The sequence below is a fragment of the Pectobacterium sp. CHL-2024 genome, assembly GCF_044751765.1.
GTDB lineage: Bacteria > Pseudomonadota > Gammaproteobacteria > Enterobacterales > Enterobacteriaceae > Pectobacterium > Pectobacterium brasiliense.
The window spans coordinates 43,240-55,533 of sequence record NZ_JBIXKO010000006.1 but is presented as its reverse complement, the minus strand read 5'-3'; the positions used below and the strand labels follow the sequence as shown (position 1 = coordinate 55,533).

Annotated in this window: 9 protein-coding genes; 3 read left to right on the top strand and 6 right to left on the bottom strand. The window is 52.4% G+C overall.

Annotated features, from left to right (window positions below; all coding sequences use genetic code 11):
* Position 1: 1 nt before the first annotated feature.
* From ACIPUG_RS11235 to ACIPUG_RS11225, 3 genes are all read right to left on the bottom strand, one after another.
* The gene (locus ACIPUG_RS11235) at positions 2–556 is read right to left on the bottom strand and encodes a SiaB family protein kinase (RefSeq protein ID WP_039276236.1); all 555 of its coding nucleotides are present in this window, start codon (positions 554–556) and stop codon (positions 2–4) included.
* Between the two features lie 13 nt (positions 557–569).
* The gene (locus ACIPUG_RS11230; RefSeq protein ID WP_039520927.1) at positions 570–1,814 is read right to left on the bottom strand and encodes a SpoIIE family protein phosphatase; all 1,245 of its coding nucleotides are present in this window, start codon (positions 1,812–1,814) and stop codon (positions 570–572) included.
* A gap of 198 nt (positions 1,815–2,012) precedes the next feature.
* The gene (locus ACIPUG_RS11225; RefSeq protein ID WP_400338432.1) at positions 2,013–3,206 is read right to left on the bottom strand and encodes an alpha/beta hydrolase; all 1,194 of its coding nucleotides are present in this window, start codon (positions 3,204–3,206) and stop codon (positions 2,013–2,015) included.
* A gap of 212 nt (positions 3,207–3,418) precedes the next feature.
* On the opposite strand from ACIPUG_RS11225, the gene ACIPUG_RS11220 reads away from it, so the two are divergent.
* Both ACIPUG_RS11220 and uxuA read left to right on the top strand, forming a co-directional pair.
* The gene (locus ACIPUG_RS11220) at positions 3,419–4,153 is read left to right on the top strand and encodes an FCD domain-containing protein (RefSeq protein WP_010281749.1); all 735 of its coding nucleotides are present in this window, start codon (positions 3,419–3,421) and stop codon (positions 4,151–4,153) included.
* Between the two features lie 392 nt (positions 4,154–4,545).
* On the top strand, positions 4,546–5,742 hold the full coding sequence (gene uxuA, locus ACIPUG_RS11215; RefSeq protein ID WP_400338430.1) for a mannonate dehydratase: 1,197 nt from the start codon (positions 4,546–4,548) through the stop codon (positions 5,740–5,742).
* A gap of 300 nt (positions 5,743–6,042) precedes the next feature.
* On the opposite strand, the gene pelI is transcribed toward uxuA, so the two are convergent.
* Positions 6,043–7,086 (bottom strand): pectate lyase PelI, encoded by a 1,044-nt coding sequence (gene pelI, locus ACIPUG_RS11210; protein ID WP_010281754.1) that lies wholly within the window; start codon positions 7,084–7,086, stop codon positions 6,043–6,045.
* Positions 7,087–7,664: 578 nt separating this feature from the next.
* On the opposite strand from pelI, the gene ACIPUG_RS11205 reads away from it, so the two are divergent.
* Entirely contained in the window at positions 7,665–8,873 is a 1,209-nt protein-coding gene (locus ACIPUG_RS11205; protein ID WP_010281756.1) for a glycoside hydrolase family 28 protein, read from the top strand.
* 94 nt (positions 8,874–8,967) lie between these two features.
* Here ACIPUG_RS11205 and ACIPUG_RS11200 read toward each other — a convergent pair whose 3' ends face one another.
* Together ACIPUG_RS11200 and ACIPUG_RS11195 are read right to left on the bottom strand one after the other, a co-directional pair.
* The gene (locus tag ACIPUG_RS11200; protein ID WP_400338428.1) at positions 8,968–10,137 is read right to left on the bottom strand and encodes an HlyD family type I secretion periplasmic adaptor subunit; all 1,170 of its coding nucleotides are present in this window, start codon (positions 10,135–10,137) and stop codon (positions 8,968–8,970) included.
* An 11-nt stretch (positions 10,138–10,148) separates the two neighbouring features.
* A complete protein-coding gene (locus tag ACIPUG_RS11195) occupies positions 10,149–12,287 on the bottom strand; it encodes a type I secretion system permease/ATPase (protein WP_400338427.1) in 2,139 nt (712 codons plus the stop codon).
* Positions 12,288–12,294 lie beyond the last annotated feature (7 nt).

Below are 12,294 nucleotides of genomic sequence, written 5' to 3'. Positions count from 1 at the left end.
GTTAAATGATTGCCTTCAGATAAAACGTAGATAGCCCCGTTGATGCATCGGCCCGAAACGTAAACTGGAGTGGCTCACTGGCATCCCGCGCGACGGTCAACAGCCCCATATCTGCGCCTTTGCTTGATGACGGGGTTTCATCACGCAGAGAGACTTTGTAGGCGAGTCGGATTTCATCAAGCGTCATGCCGCGCAGCGGTTCAAGACGTCCCCGCAGCGTCTCGACATCGTCGGGGTGTATCGGGTTGGCGCACAACAGGAAGTATTTCCCATTTTCGTAACCCAGACACACGGAGCCATGACGGACTTCGACGGTGTGATCGAGCGCGGTTAACGGTGCAGCGGAATAGCGGGTAATGTTCTGCACCATTTCGACGAACGTAGAGAACAGTCGGCGACGGATGCCTGCGGGCAGCTGCTTTTTCTCCAGCTGTAGCCGCATGGTTTCGGCCAGTGAACTGATGATGTTTTGTGAAAAATATCCCACGTAATACAGCGTGATGTCATGCTGGTGTGAGGGCGAAAAAAATTCAGTGTATTTGATGTTTGGCATCATTCTGTCTGCCTGATTAAACAAAAGTCGAACAATGTCGGAAGCCCCAAAATGTTAAATCGTCTCGCCGGGTCTGATCGCCCTGGTAGATTTTGTGTGCCGATAGGAGCTGGTTAGCCAGTTCGCGCATCGGCTGGTGTTGATGGTGCTGGAGGTACTCCTGTAGGCGACGTTTACCAAACATAATCCGGCGTTCTCCGCCGATTTGATCCGTCAAGCCATCCGTGGTGGTGAAAAACATATCGTTATCGTGAAGCGGCAATTCATAGCTCGACCACTGGTAGTCATAAGGGGTTTCGGTATAGCCGACCCCCATACGATCGCACTGGAGCGGCGTCAGCTGTCCGGTATCGCGTTGCAGCATGAAGGCGGGCATGCGCGCACCGGAAAACGTCAGCGTGTTTCGCGTCATATCGCAGAACACCAGCATCGCGTCGCAGCCGTCGTTAGAGGTAGAAAGCTGATGTGCTTCGTCACGCTGCCCCAGCGTATCTTTGATATGACGATTGATCGCCTGTAATAGCTGCGCTGGCAGCATCGGGCCGTGCTGTGTTAGCGCCTGTTCCAGCGCGGAAGAGAAAATCAGCGTCATGAATGCGCCGGGTACGCCGTGCCCGGTACAGTCCGCGACGGCGGCAAGCCAGCCGTTCTGATAGGTTTTAAAGGCATAGCAGTCGCCGCCAACACAGTCTCGCGGTTCCCAGGCTAAACACCAGTCGGCAAGCGTGCGGGACATCGCCTGCGTTGACGTTGTCAGCATCGCGGTCTGAATCACGCTGGCATATTCGATGCTCTGCATAATTTGCTGATGCTGGCGCAGGTGCATATCGGAGACGGCCTTGATCAGATCGATGCCTAATCCGATACCGATATAACGCCCGTTCTCGGTGATCATAAAGCCGTCCGTCAGCGATTTATCACCGGTAATCACCGTTTGATCGGCGACGTCGTTCAACGATGCCAGCGCGTCGATAATCAGCGGGTTTTTATCCATAAACGCGATACAGCTCTTTTTGTCGTACAGCTCACGATAAAAAGGCCGAGACATCTGCGAGAGAAAAATATGGCGGTTGATGAGGCCGAAAGGGCGTCCATCCTCCACGACAGGCAAGCTGACCCATTCTTTATTCTTACTGAACAGCTGCAATACGGTGGCATTGTCGGTGTCAGGAGAAACATCCGGCAGAGGAATACAAAGATCTCGCGCTACCGGTGTACCCCGGAGGAGTGGTCGGGCGCAAGGAACGGGCATGGCGATCATGGTTAATCTTTGGGCGGATTTATCTTTAAGTCAAAATACCTGCCCTTGATGACCAAATGATGACAACTCCCGTCATACTTCAAGCCGCAGGTGCGTTGGCTTCCCTTACTCACCCCAGTCACTTACTGGTGTAAGCTCCTGGGGATTCGCGCGGTTGCCGCCTTCCTGCAACTCGAATTATTTAGGGAGACACCTGTGTTATTGCGCGTCCAGTACGTTAGCCATGATCTGATTTTGCCAGTCGAAGTAGGGGTTAAAGGTCAGGCGCACATGGGTTTTGCCATTTTCCACGTATCCCCAGTCGGAATACCACAGCGTGCTGCGATCCTGACAGGTTTTCAGGTCGTTCAGGGGCTGGCCGTTGGCGCAGATGACGATTGCTCCGGTTTTGCCGTATTCCTTATTGTCTGGTGAAAACAGCAGCGACATGTGGGAAAACTGGCTGATGCGCCAGTCGGGCAGCGAGCCTGTCCGCACCAACACGCGTGAGGAATGGATACCGGCAGGGCGATCGCCATACCAGATCAGACGGCTGCGCGGGTGGGTAAACTGTTTATCGAACGTGTCTACAATGTAAGTCGTATCGACGACGGAATCATGTTCCGCCAGCACGATTAGCACCGGTTTGTCATAAGTCTTTTTGGCAAGCTCTGAACGCACCCCGCTGCTGGAATAATAATATTGGGCGAAACCGTTGGTCGGCACACGCATATAGCGGGTTGCCAACTGCTGAGGATAGCCAGGGCGCGGCGGCATCAGCCAGTCGGTAAACACGGACAGCAGCGGCGTCATGAAGTCGTATTTTTCATTGGATTTAATCGCGGGCGAAAACAGCACCAGCCCTTTGATTTCAGGGTGTTGCAACGCGTATTCCAGCACCAGATTACCACCGGTGGAAAAGCCGCCCAGATAGACCTCATCGACCTCTTTGCTGAGGATGGCCGCCTGCTCGGCGACGACTTTGCGCCAGTCATCTACGGTAACGTGCAACAGATCGGAGGGGCGGGTGCCATGACCCGGTAGCAGCACGGTTCTGACCAGAAATCCCTGTTCGACCAATTTGGGGGTGATGTCAGTGAATGAACCGGGTGAATCGCCCAATCCGTGCACTAATAAGATGGCTTTCTGCGGCTGACCGAGGGGACGAGTTTCACTGGGGGTGTTCCAGCGTAATTCCAGCTGTTTATCCGTGGTTTGGAAGGCGCGGTGTTGTTCTACCCAACGCGTCGTGTCTTGCTGATAACGCTCGAATGACGTTTGCCCTAATGGCGCGATGTCGCGCGAGCTGCTGTTGCATCCCACGATAAAAAGCACACCGACCAGAGTGAACAGGCTCGCCATCACCTGCTTCCAGGTGGTCCACGAAACGAACCGGAATACGTTTATTGTCATTTATGCTCCTTGCCTATTGGGCAACATCAATCTGCTCGCGAACGGGGTAATGGCGTTTCGACAACACTATATCTGAAATTATTTCGCGTGCAGATTGCTCAACGTGCTGCGCTGTATGGCTTCATGTTATACTTCGGACAACTCTGGCGTTTTTTCTGTCTTTTGGTCAGGCCAATATTGCGGTGGCCGATGTTGAATAAAGGGATGGCGGTATGCGTTTATATCAGCAGATTGGCGACAATCTTCGCGCGGAAATTCTGAAGGGAAACTATCAGATTGGCGACCGCTTGCCTCCCGAGCGTGATATTGCTGAAACCTACAACGTCAGCCGCAGCGTGGTGCGTGAAGCCCTGATCATGCTGGAACTGGAAAAGCTGATTGAGGTGCGTAAAGGCTCTGGCGTTTATGTCATGCAACTGCCAAGCGCGCAGGGAAAAGACAGCGTGGTGGACAGCGGCTATGGCCCCTTCGAGCTGATGCAGGCGCGTCAGCTGCTGGAAGGTGAAGTTGCGGCATTTGCCGCGATGCAGGCGACCAAGAGTGACATCCTAAAAATGCGGCAGGCCATTGAACAAGAACGGGCGTCGCTTGAGAACGGCAGCGTAGATGAAAGCGCCGATGAACAATTCCATTGCCTGCTGGCGCAGTCTACCCAAAACAGCGTCTTAGCCAATATGGTGTATGAGGTGTGGCAGGCGCGTAAACGCAGCCCAATGTGGCAGGGCATTCACTCCCATACCGACGATTTCAGCTATCAGCGCCAGTGGCTGGACGATCATGAACAAATCCTGCGTGCCGTGTCTCGCCGCGATGTGAACATGGCGCGTCAGGCAATGTGGCAGCATCTGGAAAACGTAAAAATTAAACTGCTGGAAATTTCGAATGTGGACGATCCGGCCTTCGACGGCTACCTGTTCGAGTCTGTTCCTTCTCGTCTGGAATCCTGATTCCCCTGTATACCTGTCATACTTCAAGTTGCATGTGCGTTGGCTGCGTTCACCCACCCGAATCACTTACCTAAGTAAGCTCATCGGGATGTCTTCTCTTGCCGCCTTCCTGAAACTCGAATTATTTAGGGTATATGTCACTGTGTGAATTTTCTCTCCGACATTGCATCGGTGTACGGAGAGAAAAGATATCAGACCAAATAACCCATCCCTGACTCTTTTCCTCATGATTACAGCCTGAATACGCATGATGTTAGTCCAAAATGCGAATTTTTTGTGTAATTGGTCAATCAATTCGTGAGTTTCGTTTGACAGCCTGTCCCGGTGAGGTAGGCTTTTCCTATTCTCGACGAAAACTCACTATCTTGACGAAAATAAAAGGGTAACTCGGTATGGAACAAACCTGGCGTTGGTACGGCCCGAACGATCCTGTCTCACTGGATGATGTTCGACAAGCCGGAGCGACCGGCGTGGTGACGGCATTGCACCACATCCCCAATGGCGAAATCTGGTCAGTTGAAGAAATTGAAAAGCGCAAAGCCGAATTGAAGGCGAAAGGGCTGGTATGGTCGGTGGTGGAAAGCGTACCGGTTCATGAAGAGATCAAAACCCAGACGGGGAATTATCAGCAGCATATTGCCAATTACCAGCAATCGCTGCGTAACCTGGCGCAGTGCGGCATCGATACGGTGTGTTATAACTTCATGCCCGTACTGGACTGGACACGAACCGATCTGGAGCATGTTCTGCCGGATGGTTCAAAGGCGCTGCGTTTCGATCATATTGCCTTTGCCGCCTTTGAACTGCATATCCTTAAGCGTCACGGTGCTGAAAAAGATTACACGGCGGATGAACAGGCACAGGCTGCTGACTACTTCCGTGCAATGAGCGAAGAAGATATCGCGCGTCTGACAGGCAACATTATCGCCGGACTGCCGGGCTCTGAAGAGGGCTATACGCTGGAGCAATTCCGTGGCCGTCTGGCGGAATATGATGGTATCGACCATGCGAAACTGCGCGAGCACCTTGGGTATTTCCTCCGTGAGATTGTGCCCGTGGCGGAAGCCGTTGGCCTCCGCCTTGCCATTCACCCGGACGATCCACCGCGTCCGATTCTTGGGCTGCCGCGCGTGATGTCCACGATTGACGACATGCGCTGGCTGAAACAGACGGTCGATAGCCTGCATAACGGCTTTACCTTCTGCACAGGATCGTACGGCGTACGGGCCGATAACGATCTGGTGACCATGCTGGAAACGTTTGCCGATCGCGTGCATTTCACCCATCTGCGTGCGACCTGTCGCGAGAAGAATCCCAATTCCTTCCACGAAGGGGCGCATTTACAGGGGGATGTGGATATGGTGGCGATCATTAATGCCATTCTGGCGGAAGAATTACGGCGTCAGAAGACGGGCGATCGCCGTCCGATCCCGATGCGGCCAGATCACGGGCATCAGATGCTGGACGATCTGAAAAAGAAAACCAACCCCGGCTACTCGGCAATTGGGCGGTTGAAAGGACTGGCGGAACTGCGTGGCGTCGAGCTGGCGTTGAAACGCACGCTGTTTACCGAATTGCAGCAAGGGTGATGAAATGAAACAGACCGTGCTTAGTTGCACGGTCTGTAGATGCCTGATGCGTCAGGACCCCAGAGGGGGTATTAATTTATACTCGTCATACTTCAAGCTGCTTGTGCGTTGGCTGCTCTTATTCACCCCAGTCACTTACCTGAGTAAGCTCCTGGGGATTAATGAACCTCATAAATGAGGTTCCCCCTTCGGGCTAGTGCTAGCGCTGTTCAAATCGGTTTAAAACCGATTTGTCATGCGATTGCCGCCTTCACGCAACTCGAATTATTTAGAGTATAGGTATGAATTCTGCCAGCAGAATTACAGAGCTTTAACGTTTGAACGGCTGACTTTGCAGTTCTTGGTATCCCACTGCTCGTCATGTTTTGTTGGTGTGCCTTTGCCTTTTTCTACACCAGTAAACTCTTCACAGATTTTAGGTTTACCTGCTTTGTAGTTTTTAATACGCAAATCACGGATTTCAGCGACATCACCAAAGTTACGGTTTACGCCAGCGATGCTGTCGATGGTGCCGTTAACAGTTGCACTGATGATGGTGAGGTTACGTGGGCCACCGTTGTTGGTGCAGTCACCGCAAGAGCGCCACAGTTTGCCGTGTTGGCCAGTCAGGGTGAAGTTGCCCTGTACGATAGTGTGACTGTTCTTGGAGTTCTGTTGCAGCACTTTGTCCGGCTTGCCACCAGGGCCATTGGTGGTGTTATGGGCAACACCGCCGACGATGGTCATGGTTTTACCCAGGTTGGTTGCTGCATCTTCACAAACGTCTTCCCAGATCACGTTTTCAATACGGCAATTGCCTGACTTACAGTGGATACCGTCAGAACCGCCTTTTTCAGAGATGCGCAGGTTCTTAATGGTGGCATTTTCCAGCGTGATAACCGGAGGCTGTTTATCACTGTCGCCTTTACAGCTCAGACCCAGAGTAATACCGCCACAGTCGACGGTTTTATCTTTAATTACCGCTCCCGCTTTACATTCTGGACTGGCTGCCTTAAGCGGCGCTGCACGCAATGGCGCTGGTGCCGTTGAGGCCGCATTCGATTTCAGAACGCTATTATTACCGCTAACGGTATCCACCCAATACCAATAGTCTGACTGTGGATTGGCGGTTAAATCGGTAAAGGTTCTGTCTGTGGAATTGAGCTCTGCAATTTTTTCGCTGCCTGCCTGAGCGCTACTGGTGCTGCGATACACATCCTGGCGAACCACATTGCCAGCATCGGTAGACCAACTTAAATAAGTGGCGTTGTCTTTTTTCAGCAGCATCAACATGGTGTCATCAGCTTGAGCCTGAAAAGAAATAGCAGCGGTGCATAAAAATATCGGTGTTAAATACTTAAACATGTGTTTTTCCTTGTAAATTAAACGGATATTTTTTCTCTTTATTTATTCCAAATAAAGAGGGAGTCCTTGCGCATCGAAAAGGATTATATAGCAGGGAATATGAAATGAATAATAATTCGAAGAAATTGTTGAGATTAATCAGGTTATTTAATTTAGTATGTTATTATTTTATTTTTAATTTTATTTCTCTTTTATTATATTCTGTTTAATTATTTCTTTGGAATTAATAAATATTCGGAAGGTTCTTATTAAAAAAATAAGAAAAGTGAAGGGTGTAGCGAGATGAAAATCTTATCACTCGCCTACAGCTGTGCGTGATGGGATTCGGTTTGTTTCCACGTTTCGTTGATGTGCCATTTACTTTTCTGGTGATAATTTAATCATGCATAAAACTGGATGCTTCTATTAATAAACATTGGCAAATTTTTATGTAAACGGAATTTTATTATTCTACATATTCATATGCGACAGTTTTTAGTTTCTATAAAGACGTTTCATTTTTCTTAATTAATAAAAATGAATGCGCCATTCTTTTTTAGTCACAAGAAATTGCGGATATCTATAAGGGAAGGTTTGACATGGAATATCAATCAGGCAAGCGGGTTTTATCACTATCATTAGGGCTTATCGGGCTGTTTAGCGCATCGGCATTTGCTTCTGACTCACGAACGGTGAGTGAGCCGAAAGTACCGTCTTCCTGTACGGTGCTTAAAGCGGACAGCAGCACGGCCACCAGCACTATTCAAAAAGCGTTGAATAATTGCGGGCAAGGAAAAGCGGTCAGGCTGAGTACAGGAAGTTCGTCTGTCTTTCTGAGCGGCCCGCTTTCCCTGCCTTCGGGTGTCAGCTTATTAATCGACAAAGGGGTGACGCTGCGAGCGGTGAATAACGCCAAGTCTTTTGAGAATGCCCCGTCATCCTGTGGCGTGGTTGATAAAAACGGCAAAGGTTGTGATGCGTTCATTACCGCCACGAGCACGACGAATAGCGGAATCTATGGGCCGGGCACGATTGACGGGCAAGGTGGCGTGAAGCTTCAGGATAAAAAGGTGAGCTGGTGGGATCTGGCTGCCGATGCCAAAGTGAAAAAGCTAAAACAGAATACCCCCCGGCTGATTCAGATTAATAAGAGCAAGAATTTCACGCTGTATAACGTTTCCCTCATTAACTCTCCGAATTTCCACGTCGTGTTCAGCGATGGTGATGGTTTCACCGCCTGGAAAACGACGATCAAAACCCCGTCCACCGCCAGAAACACCGACGGGATCGATCCGATGTCATCAAAAAACATCACCATTGCCCACAGCAGTATTTCGACGGGCGACGATAACGTGGCGATCAAAGCCTATAAAGGCCGTGCCGAGACGCGCAATATTTCCATTTTGCATAACGAGTTCGGAACGGGACACGGCATGTCGATCGGCAGTGAAACGATGGGCGTTTACAACGTGACCGTTGATGATCTGAACATGAATGGCACTACAAATGGTTTACGCATTAAGAGTGACAAATCGGCTGCCGGGGTGGTCAATGGCGTTCGGTATAGTAATGTGGTCATGAAGAATGTGGCGAAACCGATTGTGATTGATACGGTGTATGAGAAGAAAGAGGGAAGTAATGTGCCTGACTGGAGCGACATTACGTTTAAAGATATTACGTCCCAAACCAAAGGCGTGGTCGTGCTGAACGGCGAGAACGCGAAAAAGCCGATCGAAGTGACGATGAAGAACGTCAAACTGACCAGCGACAGCACATGGCAGATTAAGAACGTCACCGTTAAGAAGTAACGCGATTAAAAAATCGTTCTGTCATAACCGCGCCGCGCGGGAAACCGTGCGGCGCTGTTGTTTGTTACTTGCACTCGTGGTTCTGCGTGCGAGTTTAACGTTCACGCAGCGCTTCATTGACCTTATTCAGCGGTTTAATCAGATAGTCCATCACGCTTTTTTGACCGGTTTTTATCTCCACGCTGGCGACCATGCCGGGCACAATGGGGAATTTTTCCCCGGCTTTGTTGGTCAGCTCCGCCTGCGTGGTGCGCACATAGACCCGATAATAAAACTGATCGCGCCTGACTTCGTCCTGAAGGGTATCCGGCGACACGCTTTCGACTTCGCCCGTTAAATTGCCGTAGATGGAAGCATCATAGGCGGTGATTTTTACCGTGGCGGGCAAACCCGGCCGGATATAGGCAATATCGCGCGGGTTGATACGTGTTTCGATCAGCAACTGATCTTCCAGCGGTACAATTTCCATCAGCTTGCCGCCCGGTTGCAGCACGCCGCCCACGGTCGTTACCTGAATGTCTTTCACAATTCCGCGTACCGGTGACGTGATGGTGGCGCGTTTGAGCTGGTCGGCTTTTCCGCTGACCACTTCCATCTGGGCTTCCAGATCGGCGTTGTTTTTGACCTGTTCTTCCCGCGCCCGTACGGCATATTGGTTGTTAGCTTCGTCGATTTTGCCGCGAATTTCGCTAATTTGACGGCGTAACCGAATCACCTCGACGGCGCTGGCGGCACCGCGCTGCACCAGCGGCTCCGTCATCCGCAGCTCTTGTTCCACCAGCCGCATAGACTGTTGCAGATTGGCGACCGTTTCATCGCGATTGCGCAAGCGTGATTCATAAAGCTGATGTTCACGTGCGGCCAGCGCTGGCTCCTTCAGGGTTTCTTCGCTGAAGGTTAGCGGCGCACCGCTGAGCTCGGCGTGCAGGCGTTCGGCGGAGGCGCGCAGCGTCTGCACGCGAGAGAAGGCTTCGCCGTAGACGGACTGGAAGCGGTTGATGTCCAGCTGTGCCAGCACCTGACCCTTCTCGACGACGTTGCCCTGCTGCACATAGATCTGCCCGATAATCCCGCCATCCAGGCTTTCAATCACCTGTGCGCGGGTCGACGGCGTGACTTTGCCGCTCCCGACGGAAACCTCATCCAGTACGGCGAAGGTGGCCCAGATAAAAAACGCGATCAGCCCCAGCAGGCTGAGCCAGATAATCGCGGAGACGCGTCGCCCCTGGCGTTTCAGGTCATCATGGATAGTGATGCTACTCATTGTCTTTCCCCTTACGCCACGCTCTGTGCGGTGTCTGCCGGTTTGCTGACCGCTTTCAGGATCTGATCGCGCGGGCCATCCGCCACGATGCGACCGCCATCCATGACGACGACGCGATCAACCAGCTTGAGCAGCGCCGGACGGTGTGTCACCAGTACCAGCGTGCGGCCCGTGAGCCAGCTGCTTAGCTGGTGGATAACGTGGCTTTCCAACTGTTCATCCATCGACGCGGTGGGTTCATCCAGCAGCACGATCTGGGGATTACGTAACAGCATTCTGCTAAGTAGGATCATCTGTCGCTGCCCGCCGGATAAGCCGCGCCCGCCTTCATGAATAATGCGATCCAGACTGGAAGCATCCTGTTGGATCAGGCTGAGCGCGCCGCTAATACGCAGCGCCTGCAACAGTTCCTGCTCAGTAGCGTGTGGGTTGCCGAGCATCAGGTTTTGCCGCAGGCTGCCGAAGAACAGACGCGATTCCTGTGACAGAAAACCCAACTGGCGGCGGACATCGGCCGGATCGATCTGGCTGATATCCACGCCATCAATAATGACCTTGCCGCGCGTCGCGGTGACCTGATTGGCAAGCAGCTTGAGCAGCGTGGATTTCCCCGCACCGACCTTACCGAGCAGCGCCACTTTTTCGCCCGGTTTGATCTCCAGTTTGCCGACCTGCAAGGCGGTATCGCCCTTTTCGGGGTCGTAGCTGTATTGCACGTTGTGCAGTTGGAAGTGCCCTTGAAGGATCGGACAGTGCGCCATTTTTCCCTCTTCCGGCCGATCCAGCGGTTTTTGCAGGAGGTCATCCAGCCCTGTCATGGCGGTTTTCGCATGCTGCCAGCGGGAAAATACCATTGTTAGCTGCATGAGCGGGGCGATGGTGCGGGAGGAAAGCAGGCTACAGGCCACGAGCGTACCGGTGGTGATATCGCCCGCCATCACCAGATAGCAGCCGAAGACCAGCATGCCAGCGTAGGTGAGCTGTTGAACGGTCGATGCCCAGCCGCTGAGCCGTGCGCCCCATACGCGCTGCTTCATGCCGATGGCGGCGCTGACTTCGTGAGTTTGCTCCCACTGGCGCTGGAAGTAGGGTTCGGCCTGCAACGCTTTAATATCTTCGATCCCTTCGATGGATTCGACCAGCACCGCATTGCGCAATGCGCTTTCACGCATCCCTTCTTTGGCGAGCTTCGCCATCGGCCATTGCAGCAGCAGGCCGGGGATCACAATCAGTGGGATTGCCAGCATGGGAATAAACACTAGCGGACCGCCGATCATCGCCATGATGCCGAGAAACAGCAAAACGAACGGCATGTCGGCTGCCGCCCCGACGGTCGTCGAGGTCAGCAGTTCACGCACCTGATCAATTTCTCGCAGCTGTGAAATAAACGAGCCAGTGGATTTCGGTCGAGCCTCGTTTTTTATCGCTAGCGCACGGGCAAACAGCATCCCCGACACGTTAAGATCGATGCTTTTTCCCATCAGATCGGAGACGATGGTGCGTGATAAACGGATGGCATACTCTAATGCGGCGGCCAGCAGCACGCCGAAAAACAGAACCCACAGCGTGGGGATCGACTGCGCCGGAATCACGCGGTCATACACCTGCATGGAGAACAGAATCCCCGCCAGTGCCAAAACATTACCCACGATAGACGCGAGAGAAATTTCCCCGATCTGTCGTTTTGCGCCGCGAAAGTGTTGCCAGAACCAGTGCTTGCGGTACGGTTTGACGAAATCATCGATGCGGGTATCGCGGCCACGCTCTGCGATGCCGACCAGCACGATAATCCCCTGACTGTGTTTGATGAGTTCCGTCAGTTCGGCTTCGCGTTGCAGGTCGCCGCCGTCATTCAGCCAGTAGGTGGCGATACCTTCCTCATTCAATGATTCGATGACGATCACGCCGCCGTCATCGGTTTCTGCCAGTACCGGTAAGATCTTGTTGCGCCAGCGGAGTTTCTCCGTGTGGCGCAGGCTGATGCTCAACCCCATCAGGTGGCTGATTTGTTCTAACTGGCGGGCAATCGGCTGCTGTTCGTACCAGCGCATCTGCTGGCGTACCGACTGGATATCGACTACCTGTCCATAGTGGGCGGCGGCGCGGGCCATGGCGGCAATCCAGATCTCCGTTTTCGTTGCTTGTGTCATTGATATT